This is a genomic window from Ectopseudomonas composti, assembly GCF_900115475.1.
GTDB lineage: Bacteria > Pseudomonadota > Gammaproteobacteria > Pseudomonadales > Pseudomonadaceae > Aquipseudomonas > Aquipseudomonas composti.
In genome coordinates, this window is the sequence record NZ_FOWP01000016.1 from 71,473 (window position 1) to 91,254 (window position 19,782).

Genomic DNA, 19,782 nt, shown 5'->3' on the forward strand with positions numbered 1-19,782 from the left:
AGGCGATTTCGGGGCGAAACTGATAGACTCCGCCGCCATTATGATCCGACTCCAGAACCTCACTCTACAGCGTGGTCCGCAACGCCTGCTCGAAGGCGCCGAGCTGACCCTGCACGCCGGTCACAAGGCCGGTCTGATTGGCGCCAACGGTGCCGGTAAATCCAGCCTGTTCGCCCTGTTGCGTGGCGAGCTGACGCCAGACGCCGGCGATTGCCTGCTGCCTGGCGACTGGCGCATCGCCCATATGCGTCAGGAGGTCGATACCCTCGATCGACTGGCGGTGGACTACGTGCTCGACGGCGACCACAACCTGCGCCGCGTACAGGCCGAGTTGGCCGCTGCCGAGCAGAGTCACGACGGCGCTGCCATCGCGCGGCTGCACAGTGAGCTGGACAGCGCCGATGGCTATACCGCCGACGCCCGTGCACGCAAGCTACTGGCCGGCCTGGGGTTCGAGAACGCGCAGATGGATCGCCGTGTCGGCGACTTCTCCGGCGGCTGGCGCATGCGCCTGAACCTGGCCCAGGCGCTGATGTGTCCGTCCGATCTGCTGCTGCTCGATGAGCCGACCAACCACTTGGATCTGGACGCGATTCTCTGGCTCGAAGGCTGGCTGCAAAGCTACCCCGGCACCTTGTTGCTGATTTCCCACGACCGCGATTTTCTCGATGCCGTGGTTGATCACGTCGCCCATGTCGAGCAGCGCAAGCTGACCCTGTACCGCGGTGGTTATACAGCCTTCGAGCGCACCCGCGCCGAACGTCTCGCGCAGCAGCAACAGGCGTACGAGAAGCAGCAGGTGCAACGCGCGCACATGGAAAAGTACATTGCCCGCTTCAAGGCTCAGGCCACCAAGGCACGTCAGGCGCAGAGCCGGATCAAGGCCCTGGAGCGCATGGAAGAGCTGAGCGCGGCGCATGTCGACTCGCCTTTCGACTTCGTCTTCCGCGAGGCTGACAAGATCTCCACGCCGCTGCTCAGCCTTAGCGAAGGTCGCCTCGGTTATGGCGACAAGGCCGTGCTGCAGCAAGTCAAACTGAGCCTGGTGCCGGGTGCGCGCATCGGCCTGCTCGGCCCCAACGGTGCGGGCAAATCGACGCTGATCAAGAACCTCTCGGCTGAGCTGCAACCGCTGGGCGGCAGCCTGACCCGTGGCGAGAACCTGGTGATCGGCTACTTCGCCCAGCATCAGCTCGATGCGCTGGACGATAAGGCCAGCCCGCTGCTGCACCTGCAACGTCTGGCGCCGAGTGAGCGCGAGCAGACCTTGCGCGATTTCCTCGGTGGCTTCGATTTCCGTGGCCCGCGCTGCGACGAGTCGGTGGTGAATTTCTCAGGTGGCGAGAAGGCGCGCCTGGCCCTGGCGCTGATCGCCTGGGGCAAGCCCAACCTGCTGCTGCTCGACGAACCGACCAACCACCTCGACCTAGAAATGCGCCTGGCACTGACCATGGCTCTGCAGGAGTTCGCCGGTGCCGTGGTGGTGGTTTCTCACGATCGTCATCTGCTCAAGAGCACCACCGACGAGTTCCTGCTGGTTGCCGAAGGTCGCGTAGTGCCGTTCGACGGCGACCTGGACGACTATGCACGCTGGCTGGTCGATTACCGTCAGCGTCAGGCACCGTCCAGCGCGCCGGTTGAGGGTGCCGCGGACAAGACCGACAAGCGCGCTCAGCGCCAGGCCGCCGCCGCGCTGCGTCAGCAACTGGCACCGCACAAGAAGCAGGCCGACAAGCTCGAGCAGGAGCTGGGCAAGGTGCAGGAAAAGCTCGCTGCCGTGGAAACCCAGTTGGGCGACAGCGCTCTGTACGAGGCCGCGCGCAAGGATGATTTGCGCGAGCATCTGGCCGCACAGGCGCAGCTCAAGGCCCGTGAAGCCGAGCTGGAGGAAGCCTGGCTGCTGGCGCTGGAAACCCTGGAGGCGTTGCAGCAGCAACTGGAGGAAGCCGAGTAATGGAACAGCTTGAACTGCTGGCAGCCTGGCGCGATCCGCTGATTCGCGCTGGCCAGGTACTGCTGATTATCCTGCTGGCATGGATCGCCCAGCGCATTCTTACCCGCGCCATCAGCCGTCTCGGCGCGCGCTACAGCCTGCTGCCGGCAGAAGTGCTGCAGCCGCTGCGCGGTCTGGTGCGCTGGCTGATCATGGGCAGCGCATTGCTCATGGTGCTGGAGCGCCTGGGCGTTTCGGCGACCGTACTGTGGACGGCGCTGACCGGCTTCACCGCTGTCGCTGCGGTGGCGTTCTTCGCCATCTGGAGTGTGCTGTCGAACATGTTCTGCGCGCTGCTGATCTTCACCATGGGCCCGTTTCGCCTGGGTGACACCGTCGAGGTCATCGAGAGCGCCGACAAGCCGGGTGTGAAGGGCAGGGTGATCTCCATCAACCTGTTCTACACCACCTTGCTGGATCTCAGCGAAGACGCGGCCGGTGCTGTGCTGCAGGTACCCAACAGCCTGTTCTTCCAGAAGTCGGTACGGCGCTGGCGCTGAGTCACTGGTCGAGACGCAGACGCAGGAGTACGCTGTGTCGCTCTTCTCCTGATTTCAGCTTCTCGAGGTATGCATCATGGCTTTGGAAACCTGGCTCGCTTTCTTCGTCGCCTGCTGGGTCATCAGCCTGTCGCCGGGTGCCGGTGCCGTGGCGTCGATGTCGGCCGGTATGCAGTACGGCTTCTGGCGCGGTTACTGGAACGCGCTCGGTTTGCAGCTCGGGCTGGCGCTGCAGATCGCCATCGTCGCTGCCGGCGTGGGCGCCATCCTGGCCGCTTCGGCCCTGGCCTTCAGCCTGATCAAGTGGTTCGGCGTGGCCTATCTGGTGTTTCTCGCTTACAAGCAGTGGGTCGCGCTGCCTAGCGATCTGGATGCCGGTGCGGCCGAGCGCCCTATTGGCCGGCCACTGACCCTGGTGTTGCGCGGTTTTCTGGTCAACTTCAGCAACCCCAAGGCCATCGTCTTCATGCTCGCGGTACTGCCGCAGTTCATCAATCCGCATGCGCCACTGGTGGCGCAGTATCTGGTGATGGGCGTGACCATGATCATCGTGGATCTGATCGTCATGGCCGGCTACACCGGCCTCGCTTCGCGGGTCCTGCGACTGCTGCGCACGCCGCGTCAGCAGCGGCTGATGAATCGCAGTTTTGCTGCGCTGTTCGCCGCCGCTGCCGGCTTGCTGGCGACGGTCAAGCGCGCGGCCGTCTGAGTCTCCTTCGGCATCGATCAATTAATGATCGATGCCGCTCTGGAAGGCCGCTGCAGTGCTCCGTTCGGCTGATTGTTACTAGATATTTCAGATTGTTCTTGTGCTCGGTCGTTAGGCCGGCAACAATTTAATGCCACCCATTCTCGTTTGGGATGCATTAATGATCCGCTTTCGCTTCTCTCTTTCCTGGTTGATGCTGCCACTGCTGGCCAGCCTCAGCTTTCTCGCGGTTGCCGAGCCCCTCGACGGCGCCGCGCAAGCGCTGCACCTGATCGGTTACATTGGCGCCGATTACCCTGCCACCGTCACTGGCGGCCAAGTTGTCGATGCCGGTGAATATCAGGAGCAGCTGGAATTTCTCGACGTCCTGCAGGGGCTGGTCGTCGCCTTGCCGGCTCAGGCTGGACGTGCCGAGCTGGAGCAGGGCGTCAGCAATCTGCGTCAGGCAATCACCCAGCGCCAGCCTGGCGAGGACGTCGCCAGCGCCGCCCGCAAATTGGGCGCACGTCTGGCCGAGCTCTATCAGGTGGCGCAGACCCCAGTGCTGACACCGGACCCGGAGCGTGGTGCACCGCTCTACGCGCAGCATTGTTCGGTGTGCCATGGCGACACCGGCCTAGGCGATGGGCCTGCCGGTATCGGCCTGGAGCCGGCACCGGCCAATCTGCGTGACGTCGCGCGCCTGGACCGGCTGAGCCTCTACGACCTCTACAACACCCTCGGCCTGGGCATCGAAGGCACCGATATGCCGGCTTTCGCTGATCAGCTCGATGAACGCCAGCGCTGGGATCTGGCGGCCTACATCGCCGGCTTCAGCGCCGCGCCGGCGCAGGGCCAGGCACGTTTCGCGATGAACGAGCTGGCAGGCCGCACGCCTGCCGAGATCACCGCCACTGGTGGCGATGTGGCGGCGTTTCGCGCTCAGCGGGCGCATCCGGTGCTGGAACAGCGCGGTCCGCAGCAATTGATCGGTTACACCCGCTCGACCTTGGAGCGCAGCCTGCAGGCCTATCGCGAGGGCGATCGTGAGCAGGCCTATGACCTTTCCGTCGGTGCCTACCTGGAAGGTTTCGAACTGGTCGAAAGTGCCCTCGACAACCTCGACGGCGTGCAGCGCAAGACCACCGAGCGCGCCCTGATGGCCTATCGGCAGGCGCTGCAGGATGGCGCCAGCGTCGCGCAGGCCGCCCAGGCACTGGAGCAAGCCAAGGTCGAGCTGGACAGGTCTGCGGCGCTGCTCGCCGATGGTGCGATGGATGACAGCCTGAGCTTCTTCGCCAGCCTGCTGATTCTGCTGCGCGAGGGGCTCGAGGCGATTCTGGTGTTGGCAGCGATTCTCGCTTTCTTGAACAACACCGGGCAGCAGCAGGCGGTGCGCAGTGTGCACATTGGCTGGGGCTTGGCGTTGCTCGCCGGCGTCGCAACCTGGGCAGTAGCGGCCTACCTGATCGACATCAGCGGCGCCCAGCGTGAGCTGCTGGAAGGTGCCACAGCACTGTTCGCCAGCGTGGTGCTGCTGTGGGTCGGCGTGTGGATGCATGATCGCCGCCATGCTGCAGCCTGGCAGGATTACATCAAGAGCAGCCTGGTCGGTGGTGGCGGCCGTTTCGGTTTCGCCATGTTGGCGTTCTTCTCGGTATATCGCGAACTGTTCGAAGTGATCCTGTTCTACGAAACCCTCTGGCTGCAGGCCGGCCCCGCCGGGCACGGTGCTGTACTGGCTGGCGCCGCCGCCGCGCTGGTGCTGCTGATCGGCCTGGCCTGGGTGATCTTGCGTGGCTCGCGCAAACTGCCGTTGGCGACGTTCTTCGGTATCAACGCGGTGCTGTTGTGTGTGCTATCCGTGGTCTTCGCCGGCCATGGCGTGGCTGCACTACAGGAAGCCGGCGTGCTCGGTACGCGCCCGGTGGCATTCTTCGAGTTCGACTGGTTGGGCATTCATGCTGATGCCTGGAGCCTGTCGGCGCAGGGCCTGGCGCTGGCGGGTATCGCCCTGCTGTATGGGCGCAGCCTGCTGGGCGAGCGGCGCCGTGCAGCGGCTCAGGCCTGAGCCGTTGGACTAGGCGTGAACGAGGGCGGCTTTGCTCGCCCTCGTTGCGCGATAGCGTGAACCGCTGCCACGACAGCGAGTCTCAGTGCACCTAGGCTGGCTTCAATTCCTTTGCCGAGTGCACGCATGTCCTCCTCGATTCACTCCACTCACTACGCCGACAGTCCTGATCTGGCGTTGGCTGCTCTGCGTCATCCCTCCCTGGAGCAGGCACTTTCTGCGGCATGTGCTCAGCTTGCCGTGCGCGAGGCGTTTCTCGCGGCGCTGCGCGATCCGGCCATTGGCCCGCAGCCACGCTTGCTGTTGGCGATTTCCGGCGCCGATGTGCACGCTCAGCGGCGCCTGGCGGCGCTGGTTGCCGAGTTGCTGCCCGATGAGGTGGAACTGGACCTGATCGAGTTGGCCGACGACAACCTGTCGCGTGCCGTGCGTGAGCGCTGCGAGCCCTTCTACAACGCCTGATTCATTCGTCTGCTGGCATACTGAGCGCTGATTGTTCTGCGGAAGTTGCTGCATGCGTGTATGGATCGACGCCGACGCCTGCCCTCGGGCGGCGCGGGATCAGGTGGTCAAGTTCGCCCTCAAACGAGGTTTCGAGGTGGTGCTGGTGGCCGGCCAGGCCGTGGCCCGGCCGAACTTCGCCTGTGTGAAGCTGATTGTGGTGCCCAGCGGGCCGGACGCGGCCGATGATCACCTGGTGGAGCATGCCGTGCCCGGCGAGTTGGTGATCTGCAGCGACGTACCGTTGGCCGACCGCTTGGTGAAGAAGGGCGTTGCCGCGCTCGACCCGCGAGGCCGCGAGTTCGATGAACGCAACATGGGCGAGCGTCTGGCGGTGCGCAATCTGTTCACCGACCTGCGCGAGCAGGGGCAGATGGGCGGTGGTCAGGCACCCTATTCGGAAAAGGACCGGCAGGCCTTCGCCAATGCGCTGGATAGGATTCTCACGCGCTTGAGTCGCTAGCTGTCTCGGCTACCGAGGCAATGACCGTAGGAGCGCGCGCCTACAAAGGCATCCGTTCAGCCGCACAGTTGTAGCCCGGATAAAATCCGGGGGCGGTGGACTCCGTCAGCCGCACAGATAGGTGCCAGTGCCCACTGCCACCAGCACGCCTTCGTCGTTATGCAGTTCCATGCGGATTACCGCAACCTTGTTGCCGGCGCGCAGGGGCATGGCCGTGGCAGTGAAGCGCTGACCACGGCCGGGGCGCAGGTAGTCGATGCGCAGGTCGATGGTGCCGAGCTTGGACAGCTTGCTCATGCGCTCGGTCGCCGGCAGATGCTGATGATTGGCGAAGGCGCCGATCAGTGCCATGGCGCCGCCACACACGTCGAGCAGTGAGGAAATCACGCCGCCATGCAGGATGCCGTGGACGAAGTTGCCAATCAGCTCGGGCTTCATCGGCAGGTGCATGGTCACCTGCTCCTCGCTCAGTTCAGTGATCTCGATGCCGAGAAACTGGTTGAACGGGATGCGCTGGAAGAAAGCTGTCACCGCCTGTTGCAGGTCGGGACTGAGGACGAAGGGCTGGGACATGGCAAGGGCTCCGGGAAATCCTGCCGTCACGCTGCAGTACCGCGCAAGACTTGGCCAGAGGCAATGCAGGAGTGCCCTGAGCATTGGCCGGATCGGCCTGACGCTCGGGTGCGTTCCGCTTCAGCTTCAGCACCGATGAGCGTGGGCTGAAGCCCACCCTACAAAGTTCAAGATTCCAGCCCGTAGGGTGGGTCGGGCGCAACGTTACACGCCGACGCCTGCAGATCAGTGGTGCGCCAGCTCCAGTACCCGATCGACCAGCTTGTTGATGCCGGAGGCCGCTTCGGCGATGGACTGGGCGAGCATGTAGGCCGGTGTGGTCACCAACTTGCGTTGGCTGTCTTCGATGATCTCGCTGACGTCGCACTCGTGGTGCTCGGCGCCCATCTGGGTCAGGGTCGCGGCGGTGTCGTGATCGCTGCCGATGGTGCAAACCACGCCGGCTCCGAAGATTTTCGTTGCCAGCGCTGGGGCGATGCACATCAGGCCAACCGGCTTGCCGGCATCGACGAACGCCTTGCAGGCAGCCAGCACGTCAGGCTGCACGGTACAGCCGGCGCCGTTGGTGGCGAAGTCGGAGAGGTTCTTTGCCACACCGAAGCCACCGGGCATGATCAACGCGTCGAACTCGGCGATGTGCAGCAGCTTGACGTCCTTGATCTGGCCGCGGGCGATGCGTGCCGACTCCACCAGCACGTTGCGCGTCTCGTTCATCTCGTCGCCGCTGTAGTGGTCGACCACGTGCAACTGCGGCACGTTGGGGGCGAAGCACTGCACTTCGGCGCCACGCTGGTCGAGGCGCAGCAGGGTGATCACACTTTCATGGATCTCGGCGCCATCGTAGACGCCACAGCCGGACAGAATCACTGCCACTTTTTTGCTCATGCTCGACTCCTGGTGAGGAAAGACGCGACCGGGAAGCGGGCGCGGGTATTACCAATTCTTGGATTGTCGCCAAATGCCACTCGGGCTGTCATTTGCCGCCGCGAAGCCTGGCGCCGCTGCGCATAGGATGAATATCAGCTCATTCCCGACACAAGTACAACGATATGGCGCAGTCATGAATTACGTTCTCTACGCAGTGCCCTTCTTTTTCCTGCTGATCGGCCTGGAATTGCTCGCTGACCGCTGGCGCGGCATGCGCACGTATCGCTTGGCCGATGCTCTCAACAGCCTCAGTGCCGGCGTGCTGTCGCAGGCGACCGGTGTATTGACCAAAGTGGTCGGCCTGCTCACCTACGCCTTCGCCTGGGAGCATCTGGCGCTGTTCGAGCTAGCCGAAGGCAGCCTCTGGGTGTGGCTCTTCGCCTTCGTCTTCTACGACTTCTGCTACTACTGGAACCACCGCCTGGGCCATGAGCGCAACGTGCTCTGGGCCGCCCACGCAGTGCATCACCAGAGCGAGGACTACAACCTTTCCACCGCGTTACGGCAAACCAGCACGGGGTTCATCTTCGGCTGGATCTTCTACCTGCCGATGGCGTTGGTCGGCGTGCCGCCACTGGTCTTCCTCACCGTCGCTGCCCTGAACCTGCTGTATCAGTTCTGGGTGCATACCCGGCATATCCCCAAATTGGGCTGGTTCGAGTGGCTGTTCATCACCCCGTCCAACCACCGCGTGCACCATGCACAGAATCCTATCTACATGGATCGCAATTACGGCGGTGTGTTCATTGTCTGGGATCGAATTTTTGGCACCTTCCAGGAGGAGCTCGACGAAGAACCGGTGGTCTTCGGCGTTACCGTGCCGCTGGCCAGCTGGAACCCGCTATGGGCCAACCTGCAGGTTTACGCCGGGCTATGGAGCGATGCCAAACGTTCCAACTCGTGGTGGGACCGATTGCGTATCTGGTTCATGCCCACCGGTTGGCGCCCGGCCGACGTCGCGGCGCGTTACCCGCAGGCCAAGGCGGACCTGAGCCACTTTCGCAAGTTCGAGGTACCGCTGGGGCGGGGTGCGCAGGTTTACGCGCTGCTGCAGTTCATCTGCTACCTGCTGGCCGGCGTCTGGCTGCTGACGCAGGGCGATTCACTGGCGATCAGTGGCGTGCTGCTCGCGTGCCTGTGGATGACCCTGGGCCTGTGCAGCATTGGCCTGTGGCTGGAGAACCGCCGCCATGCCTGGCGGCTGGAGTGCCTGCGTCTGGCGAGCAACCTGCCGGCATTCTGGCTGGCTGGCGAACTCGGCATGCTGGCGCTGGATGGCACTGCCTGGGCCTGGCTGATCGCTTACAGCCTGCTCAGCCTGATGGGGATCTGGCTGGCGCGTGGCTCAGCCACGCCGGCGCTGACGCCACCGGTGTAGCCAGGCCAGGGCGAGCAGCAACACCACGGCCGCGAGCAGGATGACCTGGTAATTGCGCAGTTCTTCGAGCAGGCCGCCCATGGCGTTGCCCAGGCTGTAGGCCAGCAGGCTGATACCTCCGGCCCAGACGCCGGCACCGATGGCGTCGAGCAGCAGGTAGCGGCGCCACGAATAGCCGGACAGGCCGATGGTCAGCGGCATCACCGTGCGCAGGCCGTAGAGGAAGCGAAAGCACAGCACCCAGAGGTCCGGGTAACGTTGGATCAGCGCGCTGGCGCGGTCGCCCAGCGGCTGCCAGCGTGGTTTGCGTGCCAGCAGCGCGCGGCCGTGACGGCGGCCCAGGTAGTACCACAACTGGTCGCTGGCGAAGGTGCCGAGAAAGGCGCACAGCGCAACCCATTCGATCTCCAACACGTTGCGCACGGCCATGTACGCCGCCAGCAGCAACGACACTTCACCTTCGAGGAAGGTGCCGAGAACCAGTGCCGGGTAGCCAAACTGGCGAATGAGGTCTTGGAGCATGCCGTGCGCTCGATGATGGGGTGCTGAAGACTACTCTGACCACAAGGAAGCCGGAAGGTGGCGCGTCATGCCACAATGGTCAGGTTTCGTGGCATTGCCGCCGCCCGCCCTGGCTGCGACCCGCAGTCGCATCGCGTCATGCGGCTGTCATCATTTGGTCATAATGCCCGCTTATAACCGTCACACTGGCCCGCCCGTGCGGGCTCTGGAGTCTGCCGTGAGCGTTACCCCCGCCAATCGTCTGTTCCCTGCCACCCGTCTGCGCCGCAATCGTCGCGACGACTTCTCCCGCCGCCTGGTGCGCGAGAATCGCCTGAGCGTCGATGACCTGATCCTGCCGGTGTTCGTCCTCGACGGCGACAACCGTCGTGAAACCGTGCCATCGATGCCGGGTGTCGAACGCCTGTCCATCGATCTGCTGCTCAAGGAAGCCGAGCACTGGGTGGCGCTGGGCATCCCGGCGCTGGCGTTGTTTCCGGTCACGCCGCTGGAGAAGAAATCGCTCGACGGCAGCGAGGCCTGGAACCCGGATGGCATCGCCCAGCGTGCGATTCGTGCCCTGCGCGAGAAATTCCCCGAACTGGGGGTGATCAGCGACGTGGCCCTCGACCCCTTCACCACCCACGGTCAGGACGGCATTCTCGACGAATCCGGCTACGTGCAGAACGACATCACCGTCGATGCGCTGGTCAAGCAGGCGCTGTCGCATGCCGAAGCCGGTGCCCAGGTGGTGGCACCGTCGGACATGATGGACGGCCGCGTGCAGGCGATCCGTGAGGCACTGGAGCTGGCCGATCACGTCAACGTGCGCATCATGGCCTACTCGGCCAAGTACGCCAGCGCCTACTACGGCCCGTTCCGCGATGCGGTGGGCTCGGCTGCCAATCTCGGCAAGGGTAACAAGCTCGGCTACCAGATGGACCCGGCCAACGGCAACGAGGCGCTGCATGAAGTGGCCGCCGACCTGGCCGAAGGCGCCGACATGGTCATGGTCAAACCGGGCATGCCCTACTTGGACATCCTCTGGCGCGTGAAGGATGCCTACAAGGTGCCGACCTTCGTCTACCAGGTCAGTGGCGAGTACGCCATGCACATGGCCGCGATCCAGAACGGCTGGCTCAGCGAGGCCGTCATCCTGGAGTCGCTCACCGCCTTCAAACGTGCGGGTGCCGATGGCATCCTCACCTATTTCGCCGTACGGGCGGCAGAACTGCTAAAACAAGGGCAATGACGCCCTCAGGAACCGAGTGATGAACAGCGAAGGACTCAACAGCGAAGTGCTCGACAACAACCCGCCTCCGGCCGAGGTGGTCGCCGAGACGCCCGTGGTGGAAACCCCGCCGCCGGCGCCGATTCCCGGCCTGGATGACAGCAGCCTGTACATCCACCGCGAACTGTCGCAGCTGCAGTTCAACATCCGCGTGCTGGAACAGGCGCTGGACGAGTCCTATCCGCTGCTCGAACGCCTGAAGTTCCTGTTGATCTTCTCCAGCAACCTCGACGAATTCTTCGAAATTCGTGTCGCCGGCCTGAAGAAGCAGATCAACTTCGCCCGCGAACAGGCCGGCGCCGACGGCCTGCAGCCGCATCAGGCGCTGGCGCGTATCAGCGAGCTGGTGCACGAACAGGTCGAGCGCCAGTACGCGATCCTCAACGACACGCTGTTCCCGGCGTTGGCCAAGCACAACATCAACTTCATCCGTCGCCGTTACTGGACGACCAAGCTCAAGGCCTGGGTGCGCCGCTACTTCCGCGACGAGATCGCGCCGATCATCACGCCCATCGGCCTCGACCCGACGCACCCTTTCCCGCTGCTGGTGAACAAGAGCCTGAACTTCATCGTCGAGCTGGAAGGCGTCGATGCCTTCGGCCGCGACTCCGGTCTGGCCATCATTCCGGCGCCGCGTCTGCTGCCGCGCATCATCAAGGTGCCGGAAGATGTCGGCGGCCCGGGCGACAACTACGTGTTCCTCTCGTCGATGATCCACGCCCACGCCGATGACCTGTTCCAGGGCATGAAGGTCAAGGGCTGCTACCAGTTCCGCCTGACCCGTAACGCCGACCTGTCGGTGGATACCGAGGACGTCGAGGACCTGGCGCGCGCCCTGCGCGGCGAGCTGTTCAGCCGTCGTTACGGCGATGCGGTGCGCCTGGAAGTGGTCGACACCTGCCCGAAACACCTGCGTGACCACCTGCTCAAGCAGTTCGGCCTGACCGAGGGCGAGCTGTACCAGGTCAACGGCCCGGTCAACCTGACCCGCCTGTTCAGCATCACTGGCCTGGATAACCACCCGGACCTGCAGTACGCGCCGTTCACGCCGGTGATCCCCAAGCTGCTGCAGAACTCGGAGAACATCTTCAACGTGGTCAGCAAGCAGGACATCCTCCTGCTGCATCCCTTCGAGTCCTTCACGCCGGTGGTCGACTTGCTACGCCAGGCGGCGAAAGATCCGCATGTGCTGGCGATCAAGCAGACCTTGTATCGCTCCGGCGCCAACTCTGAGATCGTCGACGCGCTGGTGGAAGCGGCGCGCAACGGCAAGGAAGTCACCGCGGTGATCGAGTTGCGCGCGCGCTTCGACGAAGAGTCCAACCTGGCTCTGGCCAGCCGCCTGCAGGCTGCTGGTGCGGTGGTGATCTATGGCGTGGTCGGTTTCAAGACCCACGCCAAGATGATGCTGATTCTGCGTCGTGAGAACGGCGAGATCGTCCGCTACGCCCACCTCGGCACCGGTAACTACCACGCCGGTAACGCCAGGCTGTACACCGACTACAGCCTGCTGACCGCCGACGTCGCGCTCGGTGAGGACGTGTCCAAGCTGTTCAGCCAGCTGATCGGCATGGGCAAGACCTTGCGCATGAAGAAGCTGCTGCACGCGCCCTTCACCCTGAAGAAGACCCTGCTCGACCTGATCGCCAAGGAAACCGCCGCGGCGGCCGAAGGCAAGCCGGCGCAGATCATCGCCAAGTTCAACTCGTTGACCGATCCGAAGATCATCCGCGCGTTGTACAAGGCCAGCCAGACCGGGGTGAAGATCGATCTGGTGGTACGTGGCATGTGCTGCCTGCGTCCGGGCATCGCGGGGGTATCGCACAACATCCAGGTGCGCTCGATCATCGGTCGCTTCCTCGAACACACGCGGGTGTTCTACTTCCTCAACGGCGGCGACGAGAAGATCTACCTGTCCAGCGCCGACTGGATGGAGCGCAACCTCGACAAGCGCGTGGAGACCTGCTTCCCGGTGGAAGGCAAGAAACTCATCATGCGTGTGAAGAAGGAGCTGGAGAGCTACCTGACCGACAACACCCAGGCTTGGGTGCTGCAGTCTGACGGTCGTTATCTGCGTCAGCAGCCCACCGGTAACCAGAACCCGCGCAGCGCGCAGTCCGGCTTGCTGGAGAAGCTCACCGCCCCGGTAATCGTGACGCGCTAAAAAGGCCGCTTGCGGCGATCTGATGACCCTCTCCCGCTTGCGGGAGAGGGTGCCCGAAGGGCGGGAGAGGGCTTAGATGGCCGCGTGCCGTAGTGCTTCTTACGCCGATGAGCGCCTGATCGCTGGCGATCAGGCCGGAGGAGAGGGCTTTGCGGTCTTGGCGGGTTGCACCCGCTCTACAGGTTTCCCGCCCGAAATCCCGGTGCGCACGGCGCACCCTACGGGGTTGATAGCGGGTTTGACTCAGAAGGTGATCAGCGCACGCTCAGCGTCAGGTCGATGCGCTTGAGCCACTCGGCTTCGGCCTCGAAGTCCGCCTGAGTCAGCGGGTTGGCTGTCAGCCAGCCTTCCGGGAAGAGGATTTCCAGGCTGTTGTCGCCGGCCTTGAATTGCACCTCGGGCATGCTCTGCGTACCGCGAATGTGGTGGAAGAGGATGGCGAAACGCAGCAGCACGCACAGGCGTATCAGCTTCACGCCTTCCTCGCCGAAGTCGGCGAACTTGTCCTTGGGAATGTTACGGCGGTGGCCGCGCACCAGCAGGGCGAGCATCTGCTGGTCCTGGCGGGAAAAGCCGGACAGGTCGGAGTGCTCGATCAGATAGGCGCCGTGCTTGTGGTACTGGTAGTGGGCGATATCCAGGCCCACTTCGTGCACCTTGGCGCCCCAACTGAGCAGTTCGCGGTGCCAATCGTCGGTCAGGCCCCAGTCGTTCGCGACCTTGTCCAGCGCCGACAGTGCCTTGGCCTCGACCCGTGCGGCCTGGTCGACATCGACGTGGTAACGCTCCATGAAGGCCGACAGCGTGCGTTCGCGGACGTCCTCGTGCTGGTGACGGCCGAGCAGGTCGTACAGCACGCCTTCGCGTAGCGCGCCTTCGGAGTGGCTCATGCGCTGGATATCGCAGGCATCGAAGATGGCTTCGAGAATCGCCAGGCCGGCCGGGAAGATGCCGCGCCGATCCGGCTTGATGCCGTCGAGGTCGATCTTCTCCACCTCGCCGAGCTTGAACAGTTTGCGCTTGAGCCAGGCCAGCCCCTCGACCGTCACCTCGCCATTGCCTAGGCCGGCAGCCTTGGTCGTCAGGCCGATGGCCTTGATGGTGCCGGAAGCGCCAACGGCATCTTCCCAGCCGAGGCGGCGCAGGCTCTGCTCGATACCCATCAGCTCCAGGCGGGCGGCGGTGTAAGCCTGGGCATAGCGCGCCGGGGTGATCTTGCCGTCCTTGAAATAGCGCTGGGTGAAGCTCACGCAGCCCATCTGCAGGCTTTCGCGCAGCAATGGCTCGAAGCGCTGGCCAATGATGAACTCGGTGCTGCCGCCGCCGATGTCGGCGACCAGGCGCTTGCCGGGGGTGTCGGCGATGCTGTGGGAAACACCGAGGTAGATCAGGCGTGCTTCCTCGCGGCCGGAAATCACCTCGACCTGATGGCCGAGAATTTCCTCGGCGCGGCGGATGAACACGGCACGGTTGCGTGCTTCACGCAGGGCATTGGTGCCGACCACGCGCACCGCGCCTTCCGGCAGCGTGGTGGTGAACTGGGCGAAGCGGCGCAGGCAGTCGAGGCCGCGTTGCATGGCTTCCTCGCTGAGCTGGCGCTCGTCGTCCAGGCCTGCCGCCAACTGCACCTTGTCGCCGAGGCGTTCGAGGATGCGAATCTCGTGATTGTCGGCCTTGGCCAGCACCATATGAAAGCTGTTCGAACCCAGGTCGATGGCAGCGATCAGGGGAAAACTTTCGGCAGGGGCTTTGGGCATGATTACGGCATCTCGTTCGATTTCCGCGCCATCCTGCCACGACTGAGCGCATGAGCCAACGCATACGGATGTCGCATGAAACTGGTCTAGACCTGTGGTTAGGGCAGGTTCAGGGCACTCAGCGGCTGTTTCAACAGCTGCTCGTCACAGTTATGGCCGTCGCCGCCACGGTCCACCACGAGGAAGCGGCCAGGGTGTTGCAGGCACAGCAACGGGTGATGCCAGGTACCGCGAGCGTAGTTCACGCCCTGGTCCGGCTCGCTGATGAAGGCGCGGATCTTCGACTCGTCCAGCTCACCTGGCGGGGCGACGACGATCAGCATGCGTCCACCGTCAACCGGATAGAACGCCTGGCTGCCCAGCGGGTGGCGTTCGAGCATGCGAATCTCTAAGGGCGGGTGCCAGGCCTTGCCTTCGAACAGGTTGACCAGGGTGCGTGCTGACTCGCCGGCCAGCTTCACCTGCGCCAGGTCGTGGTAGCGCGTGGTGGTGCCAGCGTTGATCGGGAAGGCCGTTGCGCCGGCCGTTTCGATCACCTCGCCGAAGGGCGCGAAGGCTTCGCGGGTCAGTGGCGCGATACGCAGTGGCAGCGGGGCCGGCGCGTTCACAGGTTCACCGAGCTGATGAAGTTGCGCAGCTCTTCGGTCTGCGGGGCGGCGAACAGCGTCTTGGGATCGCCGATCTCGTGCACCTTGCCCTGGTGCATGAACACCAGCTTGTCGCCCACTTCGCGAGCGAAGCGCATCTCGTGGGTGACCATGATCAGGGTCATGCCCTCGCTGGCCAGTTGCTTGACCACAGCCAGCACCTCGTTGACCAATTCCGGGTCGAGCGCCGAGGTGATCTCGTCGCACAGCAGCACCTTGGGCGACATGGCCAGGGCGCGGGCGATGGCCACACGCTGTTGCTGGCCGCCTGACAGGCGCTCGGGGTAGGCGTCGAACTTCTCCGCCAGGCCGACCCGCTCGAGCATCTGCCGCGCAACTTTTTCGGCGTCGGCGCGTGAGGTCTTCTTCACTACCTGCGGCGCGAGCATGACGTTCTCGCCGACGGTCAGGTGTGGGAACAGGTTGAACTGCTGGAACACCATGCCGACCTTCTGTCGCAGGCTGCGCAGGTCGGCGCGGGCGGCGTCGATATACTCGCCGTCGACTTCGATCACGCCGTCGTTGATCGACTCCAGGCCGTTGAGGGTGCGCAGGAAGGTGCTCTTGCCCGAGCCGCTGCGACCGATGATGGCGACCACTTCGCCTTCCTCGACGGCCAGGTCGATGCCCTTGAGCACGTGGTTGTCGCCGTAATACTTGTGCAGGGCGGTGACGTTAAGCAGTGACATTCAGCCTCCTTTCCAGGCGGTATGCAGCGAGCGAGAGCGGGTAGCAAAGCAGGAAGTAACCGAGGGCGACGAAGCCGTAGACCATGAAGGGTTCGAAGGTGGCGTTGGCCAGCATGCTGCCGGTCTTGGTCAGCTCGGTGAAACCGATGATCGAGGTCACCGCGGTGCCCTTGACCACCTGCACCGAGAAACCGACGGTGGGCGCCACGGCGATGCGCAGCGCTTGCGGCAGCACGACGTGGCGCAGGGTTTCCAGGCGGCTCATGGCCAGGCTTTCAGCGGCCTCCCACTGGCCGCGGGTGATCGACTCGACGCAGCCGCGCCAGATCTCGGCGAGAAAGGCGCTGGTGAACAGCGTCAGCGCGGTGGCCGCAGCCAACCAGGGCGATACGTCGATACCGAGCAGGGCGATGCCGAAGAACACCAGGAACAGCTGCATCAAAAGCGGCGTGCCCTGGAACAGTTCGATATAGCCACGGGCGAAGATGCGCGGTGCCGATAGCGGCGATAGCCTGGCCAGCAATACCAGCAGGCCGGCGATGCCGCCGCAGACGAAGGCCACCAGCGACAGCAGCAGCGTCCATTGCAGGCCCACCAGCAGGTTGCGCAGGATGTCCCAGAGCGTGAAGTCCATCAGCGGGCCCCCATGATGAAGCGGCGGCCGATCCAGGCCAGCAGTTGGCGAATCAGGATGGCCATGACCAGATACAGCGCAGTGGTCAGCAGATAGGTCTCGAAGGCGCGGAAGTTGCGCGACTGGATGAAGTTGGCGGCGAACGACAACTCCTCGGTGGAAATCTGCGAGCACACCGCCGAGCCGAGCATGACGATGATTATCTGGCTCGATAGCGCCGGCCAGACTTTGGCCAGCGCCGGGCGCAGCACCACGTGGCGGAAAGTCTCGAAGCGGCTCATGGCCAGCGCCGCAGCGGCTTCGAGTTGACCGGCCGGGATGGCCTGGATGCCGGCGCGGATGATTTCCGTGGAGTAGGCGCCGAGGTTAATCACCATCGCCAGCACCGCCGCCTCCCACTCGCTCAGGCGTACGCCAAGCGAGGGCAGGCCGAAGAAGATGAAGAACAGCTGGACGATGAACGGCGTGTTACGGATCAGCTCCACGTAGACGCCGAAAATCCGGTCGAACGGGCGGATGCGCCAGGCACGCAGTATTGCCCCGACAATGCCGAGACCGACGCCCAGCAGGGTGCCGATCGCCGTCAGTACGAGGGTGAAGGCCGCGCCCTGCAGCAGCATGTCGCTGTGCTGCAGGACGGCGGCGAAGTCGAACTGATACGCCATGGCTCAGCTCTCCGCGCGACTCAGAGGTCGGCCGGCAGTGGCTGCTTCAGCCACTTCTGGCTGATCGCATCGAGGCTGCCGTCGGCTTTGGCGTCGGCGATGATGGCGTTGACCTTGTCCAGCAGCGCGGCCTGGTTCTTGTTCACGCCGACGTATACCGGCGAATCCTTGAGCTTGAGCTTCATGTTCGGGATGCGTTTGGGGTTGCGCTCGGCGATGGCCACCATCACCACGTTGCCGCTGGCGATCAGTTCGACCTGACCGGAGAGGTAGGCGGCGATGGTCGAGTTGTTGTCCTCGAAGCGCTTGATGGTGGCGCCTTTCGGGGCGACGTTGCTCAGTTCGATGTCTTCGATGGAGCCACGGGTGACGCTGATGGTCTTGCCGGCGAGGTCATCGAGGCTGGCGATGGTGGCGTCTTCCGGGCCGAATACGCCGAGGTAGAAGGGCGCGTAGGCGGCGGAGAAGTCGATCACCGCTTCGCGCTCGGGGTTCTTGCCGAGGCTGGAAATCACCAGGTCGACCTTGCCGGTGGTGAGAAAGGGAATGCGGTTGGTGCTGTTGACCGGGGTCAGCTCCAGCTTCACCGCCAGCTTTTCGGCCAGCAGTTGCGCGGTGTCGATGTCCAGGCCGCGCGGCTTGAGGTCCGGGCCGACCGAGCCGAAGGGTGGGAAATCCTGCGGCACGGCGACTTTCAGCACGCCGGCCTTGCTGATGTCTTCGAGCGCGTCGGCGTGAACGGTGTTGGCGCCGAAGGCCAGGGCGGCGAACAGGGTACCCAGCAGGGTGCGGTGAAATTTGCGCATGTCGAACTCCCGATGAATGAACGAAAACTGAAGCGTTTTGCGTGAGTCCTGCAGTGCATTGCCTGTGCCAAGTCCAATGAAATAAGGGACTTCATCGCTTCAGGCGAGTGGAAACAAGGTCTTACTGGTCTGAACAGTTTGAATTGCTGACTGATTGGTCAGAGGTGTTTCTGGGCCATCTCGGTGCGTACGCTGGGGGGGCTGTTCCACAAGGGGGCGTCGCTTGCCTGAAGTGGTGTTCTGGCCTTACAAAGGCAGCTTCACTGGACTGACCGGCCCGAACAGTCATGAATGCTTCTGCTCCCCGCGCGGTACCTGAATACGCCCTGCAGGCGATCCGCCGCCTGATTGAGGACGAGGGCTATCGCCCTGGCGACGCACTACCGTCGCAGCGTGATCTGGCCGAGCGCCTGGGCGTCAGTCGCGCCTCCTTGCGCGAGGCGCTGTCCTCGCTCAGCGCGTTGGGCCTGGTCAGTGTGCAGGCGGGCAAGGGTGTGTTCGTTCAGGAGGCGCCGAAGCCCGACGCGAGCGGTGCTTTCGTCTGGCCCTTCGCCGCACAGGTATCGGCGGCCGATACCTTTCAGCTGCGCTTCGCCCTGGAGGGTTTCGCCTGTGGCCTGGCGGCCGGGGTGATGACTGCCGAGGAGCTGGATATTCTCGAAGACAACGTCGAGCAGATGCGCCGCGAGCTGCGTGCCGAAAATTTCGAGCAGGCGACGCGGCTGGATTTCGAGTTCCACCAGCGCATCCTCGCCGCCGGCGGCAACCAGGCGATGTTCGCCCTGGTCACCTCCAGCGCCGATATCTTCCTGGAAAGCCAGAAGCTGCCGTTCATCCGTCCGGAGCGAGCGATGGAGACCTGGCAGGAGCACCGCAAGATCCTCAAAGCCCTCGCGCGGCATGCCGCCGGCCCGGCGCAAAAGGCCATGCAACAGCACATCCGCGCCGCCGCGCTACGCACCGGCATTGCCTTCACCACGCTGGGCGATTGAGGCGTACATTAGCCACCATTGAAAGGCTCAATCGTCAGTGCCTTTCGGTGTCACTCAAGCCGGGCTATGATGGCGCCACTTTTTTGCTTCCGAATCACGGAGACTCCTCATGAGCGAATTCATCACCAACGTCAGCGACGCCAGCTTCGACCAGGACGTCATCCAGGCTGAAGGTCCGGTTCTGGTCGACTACTGGGCTGAGTGGTGCGGCCCGTGCAAGATGATCGCGCCGGTGCTGGACGAAATCGCCAAGGAATATCAAGGCAAGCTGAAGATCTGCAAACTGAACATCGACGAGAATCAGGAAACCCCGCCGAAGTACGGCGTGCGTGGTATCCCGACCCTGATGCTGTTCAAGAACGGCAACGTCGAAGCGACCAAGGTCGGTGCACTGTCCAAGTCGCAACTGGCTGCGTTCCTCGACAGCAATATCTAAAAGTAGGGTGGGCTTTAGCCCACCGAGCTGGTTGCAGTTGGCGTGGTGGTGGGCTGAAGCGGAGCGCCGCCCGGCCCACCCTAACGCTCTGCAAGAAGCCCTGCTT

At 63.8% G+C, this 19,782-nt stretch carries 20 protein-coding genes; 11 read left to right on the forward strand and 9 right to left on the reverse strand.

Going from position 1 to position 19,782, the window contains the following annotated elements; all coding sequences use genetic code 11:
* The first annotated feature begins 40 nt into the window (after window positions 1-40).
* The 6 genes from BM059_RS22450 to BM059_RS22475 all read left to right on the forward strand — a co-directional run bounded on the left by BM059_RS22450 (window position 41) and on the right by BM059_RS22475 (window position 6,216).
* Window positions 41-1,954 (forward strand): ATP-binding cassette domain-containing protein, encoded by a 1,914-nt coding sequence (locus BM059_RS22450; protein ID WP_074941414.1) that lies wholly within the window; start codon window positions 41-43, stop codon window positions 1,952-1,954.
* On the forward strand, window positions 1,954-2,493 hold the full coding sequence (locus BM059_RS22455) for a mechanosensitive ion channel family protein (RefSeq protein WP_036999782.1): 540 nt from the start codon (window positions 1,954-1,956) through the stop codon (window positions 2,491-2,493). Before BM059_RS22450 ends, BM059_RS22455 begins: the two co-directional genes overlap by 1 nt.
* A gap of 76 nt (window positions 2,494-2,569) precedes the next feature.
* Entirely contained in the window at window positions 2,570-3,202 is a 633-nt protein-coding gene (locus BM059_RS22460; protein ID WP_036999781.1) for a LysE family transporter, read from the forward strand.
* 160 nt (window positions 3,203-3,362) lie between these two features.
* Window positions 3,363-5,252 carry a cytochrome c/FTR1 family iron permease gene (locus BM059_RS22465; RefSeq protein ID WP_074941415.1) on the forward strand — a complete coding sequence of 630 codons (1,890 nt, stop codon included), beginning with the start codon at window positions 3,363-3,365 and terminating at the stop codon, window positions 5,250-5,252.
* A 126-nt stretch (window positions 5,253-5,378) separates the two neighbouring features.
* Window positions 5,379-5,714 (forward strand): enhanced serine sensitivity protein SseB C-terminal domain-containing protein, encoded by a 336-nt coding sequence (locus tag BM059_RS22470; protein WP_036999778.1) that lies wholly within the window; start codon window positions 5,379-5,381, stop codon window positions 5,712-5,714.
* Between the two features lie 52 nt (window positions 5,715-5,766).
* Entirely contained in the window at window positions 5,767-6,216 is a 450-nt protein-coding gene (locus tag BM059_RS22475; RefSeq protein ID WP_074941416.1) for a YaiI/YqxD family protein, read from the forward strand.
* Between the two features lie 105 nt (window positions 6,217-6,321).
* Here the strand turns inward: BM059_RS22475 and BM059_RS22480 are convergent, their stop codons facing one another.
* Both BM059_RS22480 and elbB read right to left on the reverse strand, forming a co-directional pair.
* Entirely contained in the window at window positions 6,322-6,789 is a 468-nt protein-coding gene (locus BM059_RS22480) for a thioesterase family protein (protein ID WP_036999775.1), read from the reverse strand.
* A 225-nt stretch (window positions 6,790-7,014) separates the two neighbouring features.
* Entirely contained in the window at window positions 7,015-7,674 is a 660-nt protein-coding gene (elbB, locus tag BM059_RS22485; protein WP_036999773.1) for an isoprenoid biosynthesis glyoxalase ElbB, read from the reverse strand.
* Window positions 7,675-7,849: 175 nt separating this feature from the next.
* On the opposite strand from elbB, the gene BM059_RS22490 reads away from it, so the two are divergent.
* Window positions 7,850-9,094, forward strand: a complete 1,245-nt coding sequence (locus tag BM059_RS22490; protein WP_074941417.1) for a sterol desaturase family protein — start codon at window positions 7,850-7,852, stop codon at window positions 9,092-9,094.
* Here the strand turns inward: BM059_RS22490 and BM059_RS22495 are convergent.
* Window positions 9,062-9,616 carry a DedA family protein gene (locus BM059_RS22495; protein ID WP_036999767.1) on the reverse strand — a complete coding sequence of 185 codons (555 nt, stop codon included), beginning with the start codon at window positions 9,614-9,616 and terminating at the stop codon, window positions 9,062-9,064. The two genes, BM059_RS22490 and BM059_RS22495, sit on opposite strands and share 33 nt — an antisense overlap.
* Window positions 9,617-9,833: 217 nt before the next feature.
* On the opposite strand from BM059_RS22495, the gene hemB reads away from it, so the two are divergent.
* Both hemB and ppk1 read left to right on the forward strand, forming a co-directional pair.
* Window positions 9,834-10,847, forward strand: coding sequence for a porphobilinogen synthase (hemB, locus tag BM059_RS22500; RefSeq protein ID WP_036999765.1), 1,014 nt, complete (start codon window positions 9,834-9,836; stop codon window positions 10,845-10,847).
* 19 nt (window positions 10,848-10,866) lie between these two features.
* On the forward strand, window positions 10,867-13,050 hold the full coding sequence (gene ppk1, locus BM059_RS22505) for a polyphosphate kinase 1 (RefSeq protein ID WP_036999764.1): 2,184 nt from the start codon (window positions 10,867-10,869) through the stop codon (window positions 13,048-13,050).
* 254 nt (window positions 13,051-13,304) lie between these two features.
* Here the strand turns inward: ppk1 and ppx are convergent, their stop codons facing one another.
* The 6 genes from ppx to BM059_RS22535 form a co-directional block, all read right to left on the reverse strand.
* Window positions 13,305-14,807, reverse strand: coding sequence for an exopolyphosphatase (gene ppx / locus BM059_RS22510; RefSeq protein ID WP_074941418.1), 1,503 nt, complete (start codon window positions 14,805-14,807; stop codon window positions 13,305-13,307).
* A gap of 98 nt (window positions 14,808-14,905) precedes the next feature.
* Window positions 14,906-15,415 (reverse strand): ureidoglycolate lyase, encoded by a 510-nt coding sequence (locus BM059_RS22515; RefSeq protein WP_074941419.1) that lies wholly within the window; start codon window positions 15,413-15,415, stop codon window positions 14,906-14,908.
* The gene (locus BM059_RS22520; protein ID WP_074941420.1) at window positions 15,412-16,143 is read right to left on the reverse strand and encodes an amino acid ABC transporter ATP-binding protein; all 732 of its coding nucleotides are present in this window, start codon (window positions 16,141-16,143) and stop codon (window positions 15,412-15,414) included. Before BM059_RS22520 ends, BM059_RS22515 begins: the two co-directional genes overlap by 4 nt.
* Window positions 16,130-16,780, reverse strand: coding sequence for an amino acid ABC transporter permease (locus BM059_RS22525; protein ID WP_208606123.1), 651 nt, complete (start codon window positions 16,778-16,780; stop codon window positions 16,130-16,132). The genes BM059_RS22520 and BM059_RS22525 overlap by 14 nt, the downstream gene beginning before the upstream one ends.
* The gene (locus BM059_RS22530) at window positions 16,777-17,442 is read right to left on the reverse strand and encodes an amino acid ABC transporter permease (RefSeq protein ID WP_074941422.1); all 666 of its coding nucleotides are present in this window, start codon (window positions 17,440-17,442) and stop codon (window positions 16,777-16,779) included. Before BM059_RS22530 ends, BM059_RS22525 begins: the two co-directional genes overlap by 4 nt.
* 20 nt (window positions 17,443-17,462) lie before the next feature.
* Window positions 17,463-18,248 (reverse strand): transporter substrate-binding domain-containing protein, encoded by a 786-nt coding sequence (locus BM059_RS22535; protein ID WP_074941423.1) that lies wholly within the window; start codon window positions 18,246-18,248, stop codon window positions 17,463-17,465.
* 287 nt (window positions 18,249-18,535) lie between these two features.
* Here BM059_RS22535 and BM059_RS22540 point away from each other — a divergent pair, with 287 nt between their 5' ends.
* Window positions 18,536-19,240: a FadR/GntR family transcriptional regulator gene (locus tag BM059_RS22540; protein WP_074941424.1), complete on the forward strand. Its 705-nt coding sequence runs from the start codon at window positions 18,536-18,538 to the stop codon at window positions 19,238-19,240.
* Window positions 19,241-19,349: 109 nt separating this feature from the next.
* Window positions 19,350-19,676: a thioredoxin TrxA gene (trxA, locus tag BM059_RS22545; protein ID WP_003458627.1), complete on the forward strand. Its 327-nt coding sequence runs from the start codon at window positions 19,350-19,352 to the stop codon at window positions 19,674-19,676.
* Window positions 19,677-19,782 lie beyond the last annotated feature (106 nt).

Bases quoted from the DNA above. Each gene is read 5' to 3' on its own strand.
- trxA (WP_003458627.1), top strand. From the start codon at position 19,350: ATGAGCGAATTCATCACCAACGTCAGCGACGCCAGCTTCGACCAGGAC.
- BM059_RS22450 (WP_074941414.1), top strand. From the start codon at position 41: ATGATCCGACTCCAGAACCTCACTCTACAGCGTGGTCCGCAACGCCTG.
- ppk1 (WP_036999764.1), top strand. From the start codon at position 10,867: ATGAACAGCGAAGGACTCAACAGCGAAGTGCTCGACAACAACCCGCCT.
- BM059_RS22455 (WP_036999782.1), top strand. From the start codon at position 1,954: ATGGAACAGCTTGAACTGCTGGCAGCCTGGCGCGATCCGCTGATTCGC.
- ppx (WP_074941418.1), bottom strand. From the start codon at position 14,807: ATGCCCAAAGCCCCTGCCGAAAGTTTTCCCCTGATCGCTGCCATCGAC.
- BM059_RS22540 (WP_074941424.1), top strand. From the start codon at position 18,536: ATGAATGCTTCTGCTCCCCGCGCGGTACCTGAATACGCCCTGCAGGCG.
- BM059_RS22530 (WP_074941422.1), bottom strand. From the start codon at position 17,442: ATGGCGTATCAGTTCGACTTCGCCGCCGTCCTGCAGCACAGCGACATG.
- BM059_RS22465 (WP_074941415.1), top strand. From the start codon at position 3,363: ATGATCCGCTTTCGCTTCTCTCTTTCCTGGTTGATGCTGCCACTGCTG.
- BM059_RS22490 (WP_074941417.1), top strand. From the start codon at position 7,850: ATGAATTACGTTCTCTACGCAGTGCCCTTCTTTTTCCTGCTGATCGGC.
- BM059_RS22470 (WP_036999778.1), top strand. From the start codon at position 5,379: ATGTCCTCCTCGATTCACTCCACTCACTACGCCGACAGTCCTGATCTG.
- BM059_RS22475 (WP_074941416.1), top strand. From the start codon at position 5,767: ATGCGTGTATGGATCGACGCCGACGCCTGCCCTCGGGCGGCGCGGGAT.
- BM059_RS22520 (WP_074941420.1), bottom strand. From the start codon at position 16,143: ATGTCACTGCTTAACGTCACCGCCCTGCACAAGTATTACGGCGACAAC.
- BM059_RS22460 (WP_036999781.1), top strand. From the start codon at position 2,570: ATGGCTTTGGAAACCTGGCTCGCTTTCTTCGTCGCCTGCTGGGTCATC.
- BM059_RS22480 (WP_036999775.1), bottom strand. From the start codon at position 6,789: ATGTCCCAGCCCTTCGTCCTCAGTCCCGACCTGCAACAGGCGGTGACA.
- BM059_RS22535 (WP_074941423.1), bottom strand. From the start codon at position 18,248: ATGCGCAAATTTCACCGCACCCTGCTGGGTACCCTGTTCGCCGCCCTG.
- BM059_RS22495 (WP_036999767.1), bottom strand. From the start codon at position 9,616: ATGCTCCAAGACCTCATTCGCCAGTTTGGCTACCCGGCACTGGTTCTC.
- elbB (WP_036999773.1), bottom strand. From the start codon at position 7,674: ATGAGCAAAAAAGTGGCAGTGATTCTGTCCGGCTGTGGCGTCTACGAT.